This is a genomic window from Flavobacterium sp. (genome assembly GCF_040379285.1).
Lineage (GTDB): Bacteria > Bacteroidota > Bacteroidia > Flavobacteriales > Flavobacteriaceae > Flavobacterium.
In genome coordinates, this window is the sequence record NZ_JBEILJ010000003.1 from 63780 (window position 1) to 82345 (window position 18566).

An 18566-nucleotide genomic window follows, 5' to 3' on the forward strand; every position below is an offset into this window, starting at 1 on the left:
CCTGAATATTTTTTCAGGCTGTTTTTTTTGACTACATTTAACACGCAAAAAATTAAACCTAACAAAGTATTTTATGAAGAAAATTACAATGATTTTAGCGTTGTTGTTTCTACAGTTAGGATTTAGTCAAACGTTAAGTCAATATACTTTTTCACAAAGTAATGGCACGTATTCGGCTATTTCTGGAGGGACTGTCTTAGGAAACACAGCAAGCGATGATGAACGATTCTTGGATCCGGCTGTTCCTCTGGGGGGGAATGCTTTCACAGGTGTGGGATTACCCATCGGATTCAATTTTGTTTTTAATGGTACAACCTATGACCGTTTTGCCGTGAATACCAACGGATGGATTTCTTTAGGGTCTTCCACATTTACGCCGGCCGTGGACATGAACTCCTCTTCATCATATACGCCACTATCTTCAATTTCTACTGTTGTCGCTAGTAATAGAGTGGCTCGAATTGCTGGTTTTTCACGCGATTTACAAGCTCAAGCGGGGTCTGAAATTCGCTATGAATTAATAGGTTCAGCGCCTAACCGTGTTTTGGTAGTGCAATGGAAAAATTATGCAAAGTACTTGGCTTTAGGCGATTTATTCAATTTTCAAATTCGTCTACAAGAAACTACCAATGCTGTTGAAGTTATTTACGGAACAATGACCAATAATGCAACAGCTACTACAGCCGATTGTGGTTTACGTGCTGCACCCAATAATCCAGCTTCTAATTTTTCTAACCGAAGTACTGCTACCGATTGGAATGCGACTATTGCTGGAACTACGGCTACGGCTACAGTATTACTCTCCAATACCATTGCACCAACTTCGGGATTGACTTTTGCGTGGACACCACCTCCTTCGTGTACTGGAGCTCCTAATCCAGGGAATACTGTTGTTCCGAGTGCTACAGCATGTGCAGCTGTCCCTTTTAACGTGACATTACAAAATACTACTTCGGGTTCGGGGGTGACCTACCAATGGTTGGTTTCTTCAGATAATGTTACGTATACCAATGCAACAGGAATTTCAAATGCAGAAACTTATACGGCGTCACAAACTGTGGCAACCTATTATAAATGTGTGGTAACCTGTACCGCTTCTGGCCAAAGTGCTGAAAGTACACCAATTTTAGTTGGCATGACCGCCCCAAATGCTTGTTATTGTGTACCTATTTATACCGTTGGGAAAACCGATGGCGATTTGATTTCAAATATTGTAATCAATGGCACTACTTTGGCAAACAACTCAGGAACGAATCCTGTGAATCCTTCATATACGTATTTTACAGGGCAGCCTAACTATACAGCTGACTTACAAGCAGGTGGAACGTATACTGTTTCAGTAACGGTGGGAACATTTGGCAATCAAAATATGGCCGCTTGGATTGATTACAACGATAATGGAGTGTTTGAAACTAATGAGCGTGTTGGATTTACAACGGCTGCCATTGGCCCCAATGGTACAGCGACGTTTACCATAACTTTAGCATGTAATCCACCGCTAGGAACCCATCGTCTGCGCATTCGTGATGTGTGGGATACGCCCGGAAATACAATTGATCCCTGTGCTTCATATGGTTATGGAGAAACCGAAGATTACGATGTGACGATTACCACCGCGGTAGCTTGTCCTCAACCTTCCAATATCATTACAACAAATGTTACGACTACATCAGCAACTATTGGTTGGACAGCTGGTTGTACTGAAACACAGTGGACAATCTATGTCACTCCTAGTGGAGGAGCAGCCCCTACAGCCGGTAATGGAACTGTTGTTACAATAAATCCTTATGTATTGGTTGGTTTAACCCCAAATACTTTATATGATATTTACATCAGTGCGATTTGTAACCCAAATGAGTCAAGTCTTTGGACGGGTCCGTTTTCATTTCGTACGTTGATTCCACCACCTGCCAACGACGATTGTGCTAATGCAACTGCATTAACAGTCGGTACAAATGTTAACAACATTCCAATTACAACTACAAACGTTTCTGCTACTAACTCCAATCCGCCAGCACCAGGATGTGCTGAATTTGCTGGAGGTGATGTTTGGTTTACCGTGACAGTTCCTGCCTCAGGAAGTGTGACTTTGGAAACTAATGCTTTGTCGGGCAGTGCCGTTACCGATACTGGAATGGCAGTTTACTCGGGGACTTGTGGCGCGTTAACATTACTCGCTTGCGATGATGATAGCAGTACCAATGGTAACTTTTCGTTAATCAGTTTAAACGGATTAAATCCGGGACAAGTATTATACGTTAACGCTTGGGAATATTTCAACGATGCTTTTGGTGAGTTTCTAATAGCTGCCTACGATTGTGCTTCAACAACGCCAGCTCCAACAGGGGATGCTATCGCAAGTTTTTGTGGGAACGGATTTACTGTTGCCAATTTATTTGCCAATGGAACCGCTGTTCAGTGGTATGCAACACCAACCGGGGGTACCCCACTAAGTGCCTCGACAGTTTTGGCGGATGGTGCATCGTATTATGCTTCGCAGACCTTAAATTGTGAGAGTTTTCAACGTTTACAGGTTACAGTGGATGTTGTTCCGCTACCAGTATTATCAGGTGCGTCGCTTACTTTGTGTGATTTGAATAATAATACGAATGAGGTAGTAGATTTGACAAGTGCAATTTCTTTAATTTCCAATGAAACGGGTCTTACTTACAGCTTTTATTTGGATTTATTCGATGCTGAAAATCTCGTGAATGAAATTCCTAATCCTACAGCTTATGTAGCTTCCAATGGCGAGATAATCTTTGTTGTAGGACAAAATAGTTTGGGTTGTACTTCAATTGTTGAATTGGTGTTGGTCGTTACAGCGCCTTCAGCTGCGCCTTCAGGAAATCCAACGCAAGATTATTGTACCAATGGAACTATTGGCGATTTATCGGTTATAGGGACACAAATTGTATGGTATGACAGCGCAACGGGAGGAAATGTGCTTCCAACTTCGATTCCTTTAGTGGATGGCGCTACCTATTTTGCTTCTCAAAATGAATTGGGATGTGAAAGTACTACCCGTTTGGCAATTACTGTAAATGATATCTGTGCTACTACTGTTTGTTTGGATACGCCTAATGGAATATTCCCCACTCAAACGTTTACTCCTGCCTGTATTGGAACGGCACAAGCCATCACCACAGTTGGTTGGGCAGGAGAATATTCCAATGTAAATGTGACTGCTGGGGTACAGTATACTTTCACAAGTTCATTAGCATCGGACTTTATTACAATTGCTAATGCTGACGCTACGTTGGCTTATACTTCAGGGATAACTCCAGTAACATGGACGGCTACTGTGACAGGTGTTATCCGTTTTATTACCCATGCCGATGACCAATGTACTGACAATCAAGAAGATCGAACACGTGCAGTAACTTGTGGAACGCCACCGCCTGTACCCAACAATGATTCTTGTGCAACACCGACTGCGTTGACCGTTGGCGGTGTATATGCCGATCAAGATATTGATACAAGCAACTTAGGCGCTACATTGAGTACTGAAACTCCAGCTCCGCCTTGCGGTGCTCTTGGATTTGCAACGTCAGGAAAAGATGTTTGGTATAGTTTTGTTGTTCCTACCTCAGGAAATGCCACCATTGAAACTGCAGGTACTTCCACAGGGGGTGCCGGAATTGATACCGTACTTCAAGCTTACATTGGCGACTGTACAGTATTAACTGCTGTGGGTTGTGATGATGATGGTGCTCCTGAAGTAGCTGTAGGTCATTCTAGATTAGTTCTCACCGGACTTACGCCTGGAGTTACAGTATTGGTTCGTGCATTCGGGTATAACGGTGGACAAGGTAACTTTGGACTTTCGGTATATGATGCTTCTTTAAACACCACTGGGTTTAACGATGTACAGTTTACCGCTTATCCAAATCCTGTGAAAGATATCTTGCAAGTAACAGCTTCTGAGCCTATTGACCGTATTGAAGTGATTACAATGTTAGGTCAATCAGTTTGGTCACAAACCATTCAAGCTACGGCTTCGCAAATTGATCTTTCGCAATTGCCTGCCGGAACCTACTTAGTTCGTTCCACTGTAAATCAACAAGTAAAAACACTTAAAGTGATAAAACAATAATTTTATCCTAGTTAAACCTTAAAAAATGTCCCGAAGTATCGGGACATTTTCTTTTGGTATCGAGTATATTTGCCAAAAAAATAGGAATGCAGTTTTCGATCATTATCCCTGTATACAATCGACCTGACGAAATCGATGAACTTCTTTCGAGTTTGGTGCAATCCACCTATCCCGACTTTGAAGTCGTTATTGTAGAAGATGGATCCAGTATTGATTGTAAAGCCGTTGTGCAAAAATATGCGCAAAAATTGCAGCTGTCCTATTATTATAAAACCAATTCGGGGCCTGGCGATTCCCGAAATTTTGGGATGCGAGTGGCCAAGGGAGATTACTTTATCATCTTTGATTCCGATTGTATTATTCCACCACATTACATGTCGGAGGTAGTTAAAGAATTAAATTCGAATTATGTAGATTGTTTTGGAGGGCCCGATCAAGCCCTGAAGTCATTTTCCTCGATTCAGAGGGCCATCAATTTTGCCATGACTTCTTTTTTAACTACCGGTGGAATCCGCGGTGGATCGGAGAAAATTGATAAGTTTCAACCCCGTAGTTTTAATATGGGGATTTCCAAAAAGGCCTTCGAAGCCTCACAAGGTTTCGGAAATATACATCCCGGTGAAGATCCTGATTTGTCCATACGGTTGTGGAAAATGGGATTCAAAACACGTTTGTTTAAAAAGGCCTATGTCTTTCACAAACGACGAATTGACTGGGATAAATTTAGCCTGCAAGTCAACAAATTCGGTAAAGCACGGCCTATTTTAAACCGTTGGTATCCCGAATATGCCAAGATTACTTTTTGGTTTCCTACTTTGTTTATGGCTGGATTCTTGGTTTCCTTTTTGGGGTTACTATTTTTATGGGATTGGGGAATGCGAATGTATATGGGGTATTTTGCCCTAATTTTTCTAGTGTCCTCGATTCAAAACCGCAATCCATGGATCGGCCTACTCTCGATTGTTGCGGTGTGGAAACAATTTAAAGGATATGGAAGCGGCTATCTTTTATCCCATTATCAAATCCATTGGCTAAAGAAAAATCCGCAAGAGGCTTTCCCTGAATTGTTTTTTACTACTAAAGAAACCCGTCTCACCGAAGAAATTCATATTCATAAAGAAGCCGAAGAGCCTATTCACAAGTCGGTCGAAAAGGCACTTGATAAATTCATAGCTCCCATTCAGAAAATCGTAGATACCACCCCTGTAAAAACCAAAATTATCGGTTTAACAGGAGGAATCGGAAGTGGGAAAACAACACTTGCCCAGTATCTTATCGCCAAAGGGTATCCAGTGTATATATCCGACCTCGAGGCCAAAAAAGTTATGGATTTTCCCGAAATTGTAGCTCAAATTGCGACTTGTTTTGGTCCTGAAATTTACAATGAAGAACGAAAATTGAACCGTGAGAAGTTGGCGGCCGTTGTTTTTAATAATCCCGAAAAGCTCAAACAACTCAATACCATCGTGCATCCCGCGGTAAAAAAACATTTTGAGCAGTGGCTTATCACACACCAACGCGAACCCATTGTATTTAAAGAAGCTGCCATTCTCTTTGAAAGTGGAAGCTATAAAGATTGTGATGCTGTGATTACTGTAACCGCTCCTTTAGAATTACGCATCGCCCGTGTTTTGAAACGCGATCAAACTACTCGAGAAAAAATTCTACAAAGAATCAACAATCAACTCTCCGATCAAGAACGTGTCGCACGCAGTCAGTATGTCATTCAAAATGAAAATTTTGAAGAAACCAAGCGTCAAATCGAGGGAATCCTCATTTCTTTGAAAAAAAAGCAATAAAACACGCCTGTGTTAATGTTTGGTTAATACATTAACATCCAAAATGTTAAAATCTTAATTTTGAGGTGATGAATAAATTTGTTTTTCGCCTCCTGGTTTTCTTAATGAGTATTTCCCTTTTGGGAATCATTTTGGTACAGGTGTATTGGTTCAATAGTTCCCTTGAAAAAAGCGAAGAACAATTCAAATTTCACGTGAAGCAAGTCCTTGGGAATGTAGCCGAAAAGCTTGAAAAACAAGAAAAATACTCGTTTTTAAATCGTTACAACCAACTCAAGGAAAGTACGGGTAAACTACCTCAAAAAGAAGATTTTTTGGAGTATAAATACGTACAGCGAAACAAAAAAACAAACCAAACAATAATCTACTCCAACAGCATCACGATGGAGGATTATTATATCATGCAGTCGTTCTTTGATAAAAATGATGATAGTACTACCGTAAAAAACTTTACCACAAAGCGAAAAACCACTGTTTTTAACGGTAAAGAATTTGAAGACAAAGGCTTGCAGAATAAATTGACGCCCGATATTTCTATCGAACGCGACGGAACTGTGGATATTCTTCAAGATGTTCAGTTTGAAATTGCCTACAAAGACGTAGCTGCACAAAAACCGATTCAAGAGCGAATTACGGTAGCACAACTCAAGAATTTGCTCAACGCCGAACTCAAAGAATACGGTATCAATACGCCCTTTGAATTTGATGTCTATAGCAACGGATTGGCGACCAAAATCAAATCAGAGCATTTTAATTACGATAAATATTCGACCTATTCCATTCCGATTCTTATCGATAATGACGGTCACAACCGTTACAATCTCTTGGTTAATTTTCCACAAAAGAAGAGGTTTCTCTTCTCCGAAATTTTAGCCATTACCCTTTTGTCCATCGTATTTACACTCATCATCATTATTGCGTATGCCAATGCATTGCATCAGTTGATCAAACAACGTCAGATTTCTGAAATCAAAACGGACTTTATCAACAACATGACGCATGAGTTCAAAACACCTATTGCGACAATCAACTTGGCCCTCGATGCCATTCGAAATCCCAAAGTCATTGAAGATAAAGAGAAGGTTTTTCGTTACCTTCAAATGATTCGCGATGAAAATAAACGAATGCATGCTCAAGTAGAAAACGTTCTGCGTATTTCCAAGCTCGAAAAGAAAGAGCTCGACATTAGCAAAGAACCTCGTGATATCCATGAAATTATTGATGATGCTATTGAGCACGTGAATTTAATTGTAGAAGATCGCAACGGAAGCATTCAAAGTCATTGTGAAGCTACCCGAAGCACCGTGTTACTCAACGATGTACATTTCACAAATGTAATTGTTAATATTTTGGATAACGCGATAAAATATTCTACCGAAGAACCCGTTATAGAAATACGCACTGAAAATATTAAGGATTTTATACTGATTAAAATAAAGGATAATGGGATAGGGATGAGCAAAACCGCTCAAAAAAGAATTTTTGAAAAATTCTATCGCGAACACACCGGTGACGTGCACAACGTAAAAGGACACGGGTTAGGTTTGGCATATGTGAAGCGAATAGTGGACGATCACAACAGTCAAATCTTCGTGGAAAGCGAAAAAGGAAAAGGAAGTACATTCATCATTAAAATCCCACTGATAAACTAGATTACCATGGAAAAAGAGACAAAAAAAATCCTACTTGTAGAAGACGACCAAAATTTTGGTGCTATCCTCAAAGACTACTTAACCCTTAACGACTTTGAAGTGACACTGGCCAAAAACGGTATGGAAGGCTTCGAAAAATTCAAAAAAGATGCCTACGACCTCTGCATATTGGACGTTATGATGCCCTACAAAGACGGGTATACCTTGGCCAAAGAAATTCGTGAGAAAAATAAAGAAATTCCTTTGATTTTCTTAACCGCCAAAACCATGAAAGAGGATGTGCTCAAAGGCTATAAAGTGGGCGCTGATGATTACCTCAATAAACCCTTCGATTCAGAAGTTTTATTGATGAAAATCAAAGCGATTATGCAACGTAAATCGTCCGAAACAAAGGCCGAAAATACCCAGTTCGAATTCACTATCGGAAAGTTTCATTTGAATTCCAAATTGCGTTTTCTTACCTTCCCAGGCGATGAACCCATCAAACTTTCACCCAAGGAAAATGAGTTGTTGAAGCTCTTGGCGTTGTATGTCGAGGACTTGATGCCGCGCGAATTGGCACTGACCAAAATCTGGCGCGATGACAATTATTTTACCTCTCGTAGTATGGACGTATATATCGCCAAATTGCGTAAATATTTGAAAGACGATCCCAATGTCGAAATCCTCAACATCCACGGCGAAGGATTCCGTTTGGTTGTCAAAAAATAATTCCAGTCCCTGTCGTAAGATGGGGATTTTTTTTTGGGCGCTTTTCGGGCTATCTGTTTCAAGCCACCCAACGCCCCAAAGCAAAAAATCCCGAAAACAAGCGCTTCACAAGGTCGCATTGTTTTCGGGGTTTTGCTAGTTGGGCCGTAAAGGCGAACTTTCCACGACTATCCCGGCGCTACATACTGCATCAATCGACCCAGTCCATCGCCAAAGCGAAACAGTTTTTTCCTTCATGCGATACAACAAAGACGCCATTGTGGTGCCCGATTTCGGCTTCTTGACCTAAATGCATTTCCCGCATAAAATTCATGTCAAAAGCCCGCAAACGTCCTTCAAACAAACGATGCGGATCGCAATGATTCAAACACCATTCCAAGTATTTTACATTATTTACATGATTCACTATATCCAAATCAGATAAACGAATGTGATAATGTTCAATCGTGTCAATCGAGCTCGGTAAAGCTATCTTTTGCGTTGGTAAAGCCGTAGCTCGCTCGTCATAGCGCAAAAAATGATCGTTCGGTAAAACCAGCGTATCAGGGCGACGGGTTTGGGTATTCAAAACCGCCCAATAGGTTTCGCAACCCACGCATTTCTCATCTCCGTGCCATAATTCTAAACAACGCGTCGATCGGAAGTTCTCCAAGGCATGAATCCACGTTTTCACCGTTACCGTATCCTGCCAACGGGGTAAGGCGTTTATCTCGACCCGCATCCGACTCAATACCCACGCCTGATGGTGGCGCTGCATGGCCCTATAACTAAGTCCGCCAAGATCGGCATGTGCCCCTGCGGTGAGTTGCAATAGATTGCACAAATCAGTGTATTTCAACATTCCGTTTGGGTAACACTGTAAAAAATTAATGGTCCATTCTTGCAAATAGCGCGACGTAAATTGAGGCGATATAGCCATATTAGTGAATTAAAATGCCCAGCGAAAGCACGAGTTTCTTTCCTTTTCCAAAGTAGTCCTCATCGGCGGGAGACGCCTTGATATCGTCATTGTATAAAAAAGCATAATGCAATCCTACATACCCTACAAAGGTTTTATCAAAACTGTAATTCAGATACGATCCCAAGCGTATTTCTTCCCAACTTTGACGGGCAAGGGTTGTGCCGCTACGCGTGGCACGATAGGTAATCCGACTTTGGCCGTACGCTAGCGTTGGATTTAACACCCACCGTCCGTTAAGCGGATGTTCATATTCAACTTGAAATAGGGCAGTGCTCGATTGAATATGACTAAAATTGCCAATCCGATTCGGATTGTTGTTGCGATAGCCTTGCAATTCCCAACCCACGGTGGCCCTAAAATTGGCTATTTTAACCAGAGACAAGCTGCTGTGAAATCCTAAGGATTCGGTTAAATCGTCGGCAAAAAAATTGGAACCAACCAGCTGAGGATACTGAAATCCAAAACGAAAAGCGGGATTAAAATCAATCCAAGGTTCTTTTTTTACTTTTTGCGCCTGAAGTCCAAGTGTACTCCAAACGACAAGTACCATTACTAAGCATTTTCGTTTCATAAGTTTAAGGTGAAGGTTACATTCGTTTCAGCAATCACAAGGGGTATAGCCAATTCGGACACTTGTTGGGTAAGTCCATTTTTGACTTTATACTGCAACGTACAGGTTTGATTTTTTCGCACTTGATAATCCAACGTAATTGGATCTCCTGAGGTGAGGGTATGAAAATCATAGTTGGGAGTGTAAATCATTCCCGTAAGATTTAATTGCTCCAAAATACTATTGGGATTCACCGTATTGACAACAATAGTCAACGAAACCAAGTCAGAGGCTTTATACCGAACAAGCGTTCCGAGATTCCATTGCAATCCAGAAAAGTTGGATTTATGCAATCCAGTACAAATCAAGGGCAAATAAGTACTGTTTTCTTCAAAAATCAAGTCAGCCCCCTCATTCGGTCGAAATAGCGTTAAGCGGAAAGCACCTTGCCCATCGGTTACAGTTCTGTAGGTAGCGGTGTCATACCCATCGTCACCATACGAAGCTCCGAGGTAGGCTCGCTGGTTTGGGAGCGGTTGGTTGTACGCATCGACAACACGTCCTTCGATATTAATAATAGTTTCTCCGTCATACGGAATGCCACAACTGGCCAAAAACAAGAGGAGTAAGCCACTAAATAAGCGCATAAAACAAGGTTTATAAAGATGATGAATTCAAGCGCTATAGGTTGCGTTGCTTGGTCGAAAAGGGCAACGATTTAACAATTTCTTCCCATGGAGTGGTGTAAGAAAACCAAAGCGTATCAGGATCGCGCTTGAACCAGGTCATTTGTCGTTTCGCAAATCGACGGGTATTCATTTTGATATTTTCAATAGCAGTTTGCAAGTCCACATCGCCGTCAAGATAAGAAAATAGTTCGCGATAACCTACCGTTTGAAGGGCGTTTAAATGGCGTTGCGGGTAGAGGGCACGAACTTCTTCCAAAAGTCCGTCGGCCATCATTTGATCCACTCTTCGATTGATACGGTCGTACAATTCGTGGCGTTCGGCTTCCAATCCGATACAAATCGACTGAAAAGGACGTACCTTTTCTTTTTTTCCAATAAAGGAGGAGTAGGGTTTTCCCGTGCCTAAGCAAACTTCGACAAAACGTTTCATCCGTTGTGGATTTTGTAGGGTTTGCGTATTTTCAGCGGCCAATTTGTTGAAGTACTGGGGGTCTAACCTTTGCAATGTTTCCTGCAAATAGGCCAAACCTTCTTCCTTAAATCGTTGGTTTATCGTTTCTCGAATTGTCCCCTCTAGAGTTGGAAATTCATCAAAGCCGCGCAAGACCGCATCAACATAGAGGCCCGAGCCCCCCACCATAATTTGAATCGGATTTTTTTGAAACAGTTGGTTTAGCAATTGCAATGCTTCTGTTTCAAAGTTGCCCACATTATAGGTGTCCTGTATCGAAATATGTTGGATGCAATGGTGGGGTACGGCTGCAAGTTCTTCGGGGCTAGGAACTGCGGTACCGATGCGCATTTCTTTGTAAAATTGACGGCTGTCACAGGATAAAATTTCACTGCCAAAATGCTTCGCCAATGCAATGGCCAGAGCTGTTTTCCCGATGGCGGTGGGACCGATAACCGTAATTAAAAGAGGTGGCGCTTGCATGGGTTCAAAGGTAGCAAAATGGTTCTATTGACAGGTAATTTTGGTTTGGATGCGACTTACAATTTTTACCTCAAACCAAAGGTTAACCAACAAAGAGGGGAGATGTTGTTTTTCAGTAGCCCTTCAAAAAAATTAAAAAGTGAGCACTTTCAAGACTTTATGACGGCGTAAATAGCCCTGAATTATAGAGCGGGTATCCCGATTGTTTTGCATAGGGATGATAAGATTTTTTAAAATCTCGAGGTTGTGAATTTGGTAATTCAAATCGTAAAAACAATAGCCTTTGTAAATACCATTTTCAATCAAAACAGCACTGCGTTCGTCGGTACGTCGGCCGCGATCGATAACCACAAGGGTTTGGTTACCCAATTGCGTTTCTTCAAGGTAGGCTTCGACACGAGCGTTATAACTATCGGGGGATTCGGCACCGATACAAGCCCCAGTGCACTCTTTGATTTTGTATTGAAAGCAACTGTTTTGGGTTTCATACAACCCATTGATTTTTTGGCAAAGTTGGAATTTTTCGGTGATGCGAAATAGATAGTTTTTACCCTCTTGAACACTACTGAAAGCCGTAATTTCTTTTTTTCGCCCATCGGCTTTTTGAAGTAAAAGACTTAAATACCCTTGATCGTTAAGGACTTCATACAAGGCCCACTGAAAAATACTTTTGCGTTGCGCGCGGTTGTAAATGGGTTTGTTAATCTTGATTTCTTCGCTTTCTTTAAGCAAAGCAATGAGTTCGCTGCCCGTCTCTTCGTAAGTGACGGCAAACACTTCGCGTTGAATTTTTTTGCTTTTGCTGGTGGTGCCCGTAAAATGTTGATTAACCCGTTTTTTGATGTTTTTACTTTTCCCGATATAAATCAAATCGCCATTTTCATTGTGGATGTAATAAATTCCTGTCTTCGTAGGCAAGGCTTCCACTATATCGAGAAGTTTTGGGGAAAGTCCCGACTTAATTTCGGTTTTCACCAACCCTTTGAGAATTTCTTTTTCGGTGTCTTTGGCGAGCAATAGTTTAAATAATTTCACGGTAGCCATCGCATCACCACTCGCACGGTGTCGGTCGGCCATAGGGATGCCCAAGGCACGAACTAATTTTCCAAGACTATACGATACTTGATCGGGAATTAATTTTTTGGACAATTCCACCGTACATAAGGTGGGCCGTTTAAATTCGTACCCCAATCGCTGGAACTCCGTGCGGAGAATGCGGTAATCAAAAGAGGCATTGTGCGCAACAACGATACAGCCTTCGGTAATTTCGATAATGCGTTTGGCAATTTCAAAAAATTTGGGAGCACTACGAAGCATAGCATTATTGATACCCGTTAACTTCACTACAAAGGGTTGGATGGGTATCTCGGGATTGACCAAACTAATAAACTGATCGATAACCTCATTTCCATCAAATTTGTAGATAGCAATTTCGGTAATGCCTTCTTCGTTGTATTGGCCGCCGGTAGTTTCTATGTCGAGTATTACGTACATTTTTTAATATCAATGTCAAAAATCAATGTCAAAAATCAATTTCAAAAATCAATGGCAATATCAATGTCAAAAATCAATTTCAATATCAATTTCAAAAATCAAATAGAATCTTTAAAATTTAAAAAATTGAATTTTTTGATTGTCATTGCTATTTATAAATCATTTTTTGTTCATTATCATTTTGGAGGCAATTGCAAATAATTCTTCAACTTCTTTGAGTAATAAAATTCTAATATTTTCATCACCTTCTTTAATGTAGTCAAAAATTTTTAAAAGAGTTTCTAGATTCTTTTAACTCTTTAACTGCTAAACTAACTTTAAAAACAAAATCCTTATTGCTAATAGTACCCTGTGCTTCACCAAAATTCAATGAAGAACTTCCAGAAGATCTGATTAATTGATTTTTATAATATTTATTTTCAAATGATTTGTTCAAATTTCTAGTAAAGAAAATACATTCTCCCGCAAAACGAACTAATCTATCTTCAAAATTGAAAATTTTATCATTAAAAACATTGTTTTCCTCCATAATAAACTAAAAGAATTTTGCAGCAAACATCGCCATCGCCATTGTAATTTACATTTCCATTGCCATTGATATTGTAATTTCCATTGCCATTGTCATTGCTATTGTAATTTACATTTCCATTGCCATTGATATTGTAATTTCCATTGCCATTGTCATTGCTATTGTAATTTCCATTTCCATCGCCATTGATATTGTAATTTCCATTGCCATTGTCATTGCTATTGTAATTTACATTTCCATTGCCATTGTCATTGATATTGTAATTTACATTGCTATTGCGATTGCCATTGCCATTGCCATTGCCATTGATATTGTAATTTCCATCGCCATTGTCATTGCTATTGTAATTTACATTTCCATCGCCATTGTCATTGCTATTGTAATTTACATTGCTATTTCCATTGCCATTGCCATTGCCATTGTGATTACCACTTTTATCTTTTTCCAAAAATGCTACTCCCAATTCGTACCATGGTACTACCGCAGTCTATAGCGAGTTGATAATCGCCGGACATCCCCATGGAAAGAGTTTGTAGTTGAAAATTGGGCCATTGAACCGATTGGTACTGGTCAAAAAGCGATTTTAAAAATTGGAATTCTTTTTGAATTTGTGCGTTGTCCTCGGTAAATGTGGCCATTCCCATGAGTCCGATGACCTTTATATTTTGCAGGCTATGAAATGACGCTGCGTTTAGAATCGCTTCGAGTTCGCTAGCATCCAAGCCGAATTTGGTCTCTTCTTCGGCAATGTGGATTTGGAGTAAGCAGTCGATAACACGGTTGTTTTTTGCCGCTTGTTTGTTGATTTCTTGCAATAATTTCAAACTGTCTACGCCGTGTATTAATGTCACATAAGGGGCCATGTATTTGACTTTATTGCTTTGTACATGACCTATCATGTGCCATTCAATGTCTTTGGGAAGTTGTTCCCATTTTTCGGTCATTTCTTGGATTTTATTTTCACCAAAAATGCGTTGCCCTGCTTGATAGGCTTCCAACAGGTCTCTTACGGGTTTGGTCTTAGACACCGCTACCAACGTAACTTCTGGTGGAAGTGTGGCTTTGATGTTTTGGATGTTTTCGGCGATGCGCATAGCGTTTGGGGTTATAATTCATAGACCAGCAGGCCACTTCGAAATTTAGGTTCGATATACGTACTCTTTGGAGGCATAATCAATTTTTGATCGGCCAAGGCTTTGATTTCAGAAATATCGGAGGGGTAGAGCATGAATCCCACTTCAAATTCTCCTTCGTCGACCAATTCTTTCAAATTAAGCAACGATTGTTTTCCCGGCAAGTATTCAATGCGTTCATCATTGCGAAGATCTTCAATACCCAAAATGGGATGCAAAACATAATCGTACAGAATTTGTGCGTCCAAATTTTCTAAAAGTCCAGCATTGGGATGCTCTTGTTTATAAAATAAGGCGTAAAAAATACCATCCAAATACATCCCAAATTCAAACTTATCCTGAGGTTTCCACAATTCTTGTCCTTTGGGTTTAAGGATAAAATGGGTCTCCAATGCTTCTAGAAATGCTTCTAGGGAATGGCCGTTTAAATCTCGAATGATTCGATTAAACTCGTAAATTTTTACATTGCTTTCGGCGATCAAAAAACTCATAAAAGCATTTACATTGGGATGGTTTTCATCGCCTACTTCATCATACAGCAATTCAGCCGAAGCCGAACGGTGGTGACCATCAGCAATATAAAGTTCGGGTATGGCCTCAAATTGTGTTTGAATCCATTGGATTTCCTCAGGGCGATCGATGCGCCAAAGCGTATGTTTCTCTTTGTTGGTTGTCGAAAAATGGTAAAGCGGTGCCTCTTGTTTTTTCTTGTCAATCCAAGAATTTATCGCCTGACTGTCAGGATAAGTAATCAATACGGGTTCGGTGTTAAATCCGGTTTGATGCAGATAATCTTTAAACAACTCTACGCGGTATTGTAAGGTGTCTTCGTGTTTTTTGATGACCTCTTTTTTATATTCCTCAATCAAAGTGCCTCCTACGATGCCCGTAAAGGTTTGATTTTTCGTTTGAATCTCATACAAATACAAAGCAGGCGTGTTTTCGGAGACGAAAATGCCATCCTCTTTGAAGTCCTGATATTTATGCGCCACGCCTCTGAACCGTTTGTCTAAGGTAATTTTTTGGGCATACATATAGGCTGGATTGATAACGTGCAAAAACGAATAGGGATTAAAATTGAGCCATGCTGCCAATTCAGCCGGACTGTAATCGTCGTAATTTCGGCACGTCACTAAGGCAACTTTATCCGCTACGGGTCGAACCGCTTTGAAAGGGAGCAAGGTGGACATTATGAATTATGAATTATAAATTATGAATTATGAGTTAGTTGTTCTAACGACTAAAGTCTAAAGTCCAACGTCTCATCGCTACTTCAAAAACTGCTTAGCGACTTTTTCCGCTTTTTTACTTTCGTTGTAATCGTAAAAGCCTTCGCCTGATTTCACACCCAATTTACCCGCCATTACCATATTGACTAGTAAGGGGCAGGGGGCGTATTTCGGATTTTTAAAGCCGTCATACATGACATTCAGAATGGACAAACACACATCCAATCCGATGAAGTCAGCCAATTGCAAGGGTCCCATCGGGTGTGCCATACCTAGTTTCATAACCGTATCAATTTCATAGACGCCGCCCACACCATTGTACAAGGTCTCGATGGCTTCATTGATCATAGGCATTAAAATTCGGTTGGCGACAAAGCCGGGATAATCGTTAACTTCAGTGGGAATCTTACCTAATTGCGCCGATAAATCCATGATAATTTTGGTTACTTCATCGGAGGTATTGTACCCGCGAATAATTTCCACCAACTTCATAATCGGTACGGGATTCATAAAATGCATCCCTATGACACGTTCTGGATGCACGACTTGTGCCGCGATTTGGGTGATGGAAATGGAAGAAGTATTGGTGGCTAAAATGACATGGTGCGCACACAAATCACTTAATTGTTTGAAAATATTCAATTTTAAACCTACATTCTCCGTAGCGGCTTCAACCACCAAATCAACTCCGACCACACCATCTTTCATGTCGGTATAAGTAATTATGTTGCCAATGGTTTTGTGTTTGTCTTCCTCAGAAATGCTTCCTTTGGCTACCATACGATCCAAATTGGTGGCGATGGTTTGCATGCCTTTTTCCAAAGACTTTTCAGAAATATCAATCAATTTTACGGTGAATCCGCTTTGTGCAAACGTATGAGCAATGCCATTTCCCATCGTTCCTGCACCGATAACTGCAACTGTTTTCATTCGTGTTTTATCTTAGTTTGTTTTTGTTTTTGTTTTTAAAATGAGCCTCTTATTTCTGACGCTCCATCGCTTCAATAATTTGGCAAGCGACCCGTAATGCCTCGGTTCCGTCTTCTAGGGTAACAACAGGCGTAGTATGGTTTTGAATGGCCTCTGCAAAGGTTTCCAATTCCTCCAAAATAGCATTGTTGGGGGGCACAGCAGGATTATCGAAGTAAATCTGTTTCCGTTCGCCCTCCGCATTTTGCAAAATCATATCAAAATCCCCCGGATTTTCAGGAGCTTCTTTCATTTTTACGACTTCACAAACTTTATCGAGGTAATCCACTGAGATGTAGGCATCTTTCTGGAAAAAGCGCGACTTACGCATGTTTTTCATCGAAATTCGACTCGAAGTAATATTGGCAACGCAACCGTTTTCAAATTCCAAACGGGCGTTGGCAATATCGGGCGACTGACTTAATACCGATACGCCACTAGCATGTACCGCTATCACTTTTGATTTTACGACACTTAGAATCGCATCGATATCGTGAATCATTAAATCCAAAACTACAGGCACATCGGTTCCCCGCGGATTAAATTCTGCCAAACGATGGGTTTCAATAAACATGGGATTCTCAATTTTATCCCGAACGGCTTGAAATGCGGGGTTAAAGCGCTCCACATGACCCACTTGCCCTTGAACACCATATTCTTGCGCTAAAGCAATAATTTCTTCGGCTTCGGCCACCGTAGTAGCGATGGGTTTTTCGATGAATACATGTTTCCCCGATTTAATAGCTACTTTGGCACATTTATAATGCGATAAGGTAGGTGTTACAATATCGACAACATCCACCGCGTGAATCAGTTTGGCGATGGTTTCAAACCGGTGGTATCCCAATTCGGCGGCTATTTTTTCAGCATAGTCAGCATTTTCATCATAAAAGCCTACCAATTCGTATTTTTCAGATTGTTGTAAAAGTCGTAAGTGAATTTTTCCTAAGTGGCCTGCACCGAGAACGCCTACCTTCAGCATAGTTTGATATTTTTATCAAAAGTAGCAATAAATCAAAAAACAATCATGGGCAAGAGTCAGAAAATATTCTCGATTTTTTGCCCCTTTTTTCAGGTGCTTTTCCATTTGCAACTTGGCAGATTTCCGTGTACTTTTACGCTCGAAAAAATAGTTTTTGTGAAAGACACCCCAAAACATCAAGGCATGCGTAATCAATTGGTTACCCAATTACAATCCAAAGGAATTAGTGATACTGCCGTTTTGGAAGCCATTCGACAAATTCCACGCCATTTATTTCTCAACTCCTCTTTTGAAGATTTTGCCTACCAAGACAAGGCATTTCCCATTGGCGCTGGACAAACCATTTCACATCCCTATACCGTTGCTTTTCAATCGCAAGTGCTACAAGTTCAAAAAGAACACAAGGTCCTTGAAATCGGAACGGGGAGTGGGTATCAAACGGCCGTGCTATGTAAATTGGGTGCCAAAGTATATTCGGTAGAACGTCAGAACGAACTTTTCAAAGCCACTTCCTTACTCCTTCCCAAGTTGGGTATCCGCCCCAAGCATTTGTCGTTTGGCGATGGTTATAAAGGACTGCCTCTACATGCGCCTTTTGACCGTATTATCGTTACTGCTGGAGCCCCTTCGATACCCCAAGCCTTGCTGGCACAGTTAAAAATTGGCGGTCGACTTGTCATTCCCGTAGGTGAAAAAGAGCAGGTGATGACCTTGTTGATCCGAAAAAATGAAACCCAGTTTGAAAAGCACGAATTGGGTGAGTTTAAATTTGTTCCCTTACTGGAAAATAAAAATTAAAAAGATATTCAATTTTCTTTCTATATTGGCGTTCTATTAG

16 protein-coding genes and 1 pseudogene are annotated in these 18566 nt (G+C 40.7%); 6 read left to right on the forward strand and 11 right to left on the reverse strand.

What is annotated here, in order from left to right; all coding sequences use genetic code 11:
- The first annotated feature begins 73 nt into the window (after positions 1 to 73).
- From ABWO12_RS01470 to ABWO12_RS01490, 5 genes and pseudogenes are all read left to right on the forward strand, one after another.
- Positions 74 to 4096 carry an NIDO-like domain-containing protein gene (locus ABWO12_RS01470; protein WP_353086587.1) on the forward strand — a complete coding sequence of 1341 codons (4023 nt, stop codon included), beginning with the start codon at positions 74 to 76 and terminating at the stop codon, positions 4094 to 4096.
- Between the two features lie 86 nt (positions 4097 to 4182).
- Positions 4183 to 5169, forward strand: a pseudogene (locus ABWO12_RS01475) (glycosyltransferase family 2 protein); the annotation flags it as partial.
- Positions 5161 to 5895, forward strand: coding sequence for a dephospho-CoA kinase (coaE, locus tag ABWO12_RS01480; protein ID WP_353086644.1), 735 nt, complete (start codon positions 5161 to 5163; stop codon positions 5893 to 5895). The pseudogene ABWO12_RS01475 and the gene coaE, both read left to right, overlap by 9 nt.
- 68 nt (positions 5896 to 5963) lie before the next feature.
- On the forward strand, positions 5964 to 7547 hold the full coding sequence (locus tag ABWO12_RS01485; protein WP_353086589.1) for a sensor histidine kinase: 1584 nt from the start codon (positions 5964 to 5966) through the stop codon (positions 7545 to 7547).
- A gap of 6 nt (positions 7548 to 7553) precedes the next feature.
- Positions 7554 to 8258 carry a response regulator transcription factor gene (locus ABWO12_RS01490; RefSeq protein WP_353086591.1) on the forward strand — a complete coding sequence of 235 codons (705 nt, stop codon included), beginning with the start codon at positions 7554 to 7556 and terminating at the stop codon, positions 8256 to 8258.
- A gap of 190 nt (positions 8259 to 8448) precedes the next feature.
- Here the strand turns inward: ABWO12_RS01490 and ABWO12_RS01495 are convergent, their stop codons facing one another.
- From ABWO12_RS01495 to ABWO12_RS01545, 11 genes are all read right to left on the reverse strand, one after another.
- Positions 8449 to 9177: an acyl-[acyl-carrier-protein] thioesterase gene (locus tag ABWO12_RS01495; protein ID WP_353086593.1), complete on the reverse strand. Its 729-nt coding sequence runs from the start codon at positions 9175 to 9177 to the stop codon at positions 8449 to 8451.
- A 1-nt stretch (position 9178) separates the two neighbouring features.
- Positions 9179 to 9790: a hypothetical protein gene (locus ABWO12_RS01500; RefSeq protein ID WP_353086595.1), complete on the reverse strand. Its 612-nt coding sequence runs from the start codon at positions 9788 to 9790 to the stop codon at positions 9179 to 9181.
- Positions 9787 to 10416 (reverse strand): hypothetical protein, encoded by a 630-nt coding sequence (locus ABWO12_RS01505; RefSeq protein WP_353086597.1) that lies wholly within the window; start codon positions 10414 to 10416, stop codon positions 9787 to 9789. The genes ABWO12_RS01500 and ABWO12_RS01505 overlap by 4 nt, the downstream gene beginning before the upstream one ends.
- Positions 10417 to 10450: 34 nt before the next feature.
- Entirely contained in the window at positions 10451 to 11392 is a 942-nt protein-coding gene (gene miaA, locus ABWO12_RS01510; RefSeq protein WP_353086599.1) for a tRNA (adenosine(37)-N6)-dimethylallyltransferase MiaA, read from the reverse strand.
- 132 nt (positions 11393 to 11524) lie between these two features.
- Positions 11525 to 12886, reverse strand: coding sequence for an exonuclease domain-containing protein (locus tag ABWO12_RS01515; protein WP_353086601.1), 1362 nt, complete (start codon positions 12884 to 12886; stop codon positions 11525 to 11527).
- A 259-nt stretch (positions 12887 to 13145) separates the two neighbouring features.
- Positions 13146 to 13415 (reverse strand): four helix bundle protein, encoded by a 270-nt coding sequence (locus ABWO12_RS01520; RefSeq protein WP_353086603.1) that lies wholly within the window; start codon positions 13413 to 13415, stop codon positions 13146 to 13148.
- A complete protein-coding gene (locus tag ABWO12_RS01525) occupies positions 13393 to 13863 on the reverse strand; it encodes a hypothetical protein (RefSeq protein ID WP_353086605.1) in 471 nt (156 codons plus the stop codon). The genes ABWO12_RS01520 and ABWO12_RS01525 overlap by 23 nt, the downstream gene beginning before the upstream one ends.
- A complete protein-coding gene (locus ABWO12_RS01530) occupies positions 13850 to 14509 on the reverse strand; it encodes a YggS family pyridoxal phosphate-dependent enzyme (protein ID WP_353086607.1) in 660 nt (219 codons plus the stop codon). The genes ABWO12_RS01525 and ABWO12_RS01530 overlap by 14 nt, the downstream gene beginning before the upstream one ends.
- A gap of 11 nt (positions 14510 to 14520) precedes the next feature.
- Positions 14521 to 15738: a DUF1015 domain-containing protein gene (locus ABWO12_RS01535; protein ID WP_353086609.1), complete on the reverse strand. Its 1218-nt coding sequence runs from the start codon at positions 15736 to 15738 to the stop codon at positions 14521 to 14523.
- 78 nt (positions 15739 to 15816) lie between these two features.
- The gene (locus tag ABWO12_RS01540) at positions 15817 to 16707 is read right to left on the reverse strand and encodes a 3-hydroxyacyl-CoA dehydrogenase family protein (RefSeq protein WP_353086611.1); all 891 of its coding nucleotides are present in this window, start codon (positions 16705 to 16707) and stop codon (positions 15817 to 15819) included.
- Positions 16708 to 16756: 49 nt separating this feature from the next.
- Positions 16757 to 17728 carry a Gfo/Idh/MocA family protein gene (locus tag ABWO12_RS01545; RefSeq protein ID WP_353086613.1) on the reverse strand — a complete coding sequence of 324 codons (972 nt, stop codon included), beginning with the start codon at positions 17726 to 17728 and terminating at the stop codon, positions 16757 to 16759.
- Positions 17729 to 17884: 156 nt separating this feature from the next.
- On the opposite strand from ABWO12_RS01545, the gene ABWO12_RS01550 reads away from it, so the two are divergent.
- Positions 17885 to 18526, forward strand: coding sequence for a protein-L-isoaspartate(D-aspartate) O-methyltransferase (locus ABWO12_RS01550; protein WP_353086615.1), 642 nt, complete (start codon positions 17885 to 17887; stop codon positions 18524 to 18526).
- The last annotated feature ends 40 nt before the right edge of the window (positions 18527 to 18566 follow it).

Excerpts from the sequence above, each read along its gene's own strand:
- ABWO12_RS01470 (WP_353086587.1), top strand. The coding sequence starts at position 74 with ATGAAGAAAATTACAATGATTTTAGCGTTGTTGTTTCTACAGTTAGGA.
- ABWO12_RS01485 (WP_353086589.1), top strand. The coding sequence starts at position 5,964 with ATGAATAAATTTGTTTTTCGCCTCCTGGTTTTCTTAATGAGTATTTCC.
- ABWO12_RS01490 (WP_353086591.1), top strand. The coding sequence starts at position 7,554 with ATGGAAAAAGAGACAAAAAAAATCCTACTTGTAGAAGACGACCAAAAT.
- ABWO12_RS01495 (WP_353086593.1), bottom strand. The coding sequence starts at position 9,177 with ATGGCTATATCGCCTCAATTTACGTCGCGCTATTTGCAAGAATGGACC.
- ABWO12_RS01500 (WP_353086595.1), bottom strand. The coding sequence starts at position 9,790 with ATGAAACGAAAATGCTTAGTAATGGTACTTGTCGTTTGGAGTACACTT.
- ABWO12_RS01505 (WP_353086597.1), bottom strand. The coding sequence starts at position 10,416 with ATGCGCTTATTTAGTGGCTTACTCCTCTTGTTTTTGGCCAGTTGTGGC.
- miaA (WP_353086599.1), bottom strand. The coding sequence starts at position 11,392 with ATGCAAGCGCCACCTCTTTTAATTACGGTTATCGGTCCCACCGCCATC.
- ABWO12_RS01515 (WP_353086601.1), bottom strand. The coding sequence starts at position 12,886 with ATGTACGTAATACTCGACATAGAAACTACCGGCGGCCAATACAACGAA.
- ABWO12_RS01520 (WP_353086603.1), bottom strand. The coding sequence starts at position 13,415 with ATGGAGGAAAACAATGTTTTTAATGATAAAATTTTCAATTTTGAAGAT.
- ABWO12_RS01530 (WP_353086607.1), bottom strand. The coding sequence starts at position 14,509 with ATGCGCATCGCCGAAAACATCCAAAACATCAAAGCCACACTTCCACCA.
- ABWO12_RS01535 (WP_353086609.1), bottom strand. The coding sequence starts at position 15,738 with ATGTCCACCTTGCTCCCTTTCAAAGCGGTTCGACCCGTAGCGGATAAA.
- ABWO12_RS01540 (WP_353086611.1), bottom strand. The coding sequence starts at position 16,707 with ATGAAAACAGTTGCAGTTATCGGTGCAGGAACGATGGGAAATGGCATT.
- ABWO12_RS01545 (WP_353086613.1), bottom strand. The coding sequence starts at position 17,728 with ATGCTGAAGGTAGGCGTTCTCGGTGCAGGCCACTTAGGAAAAATTCAC.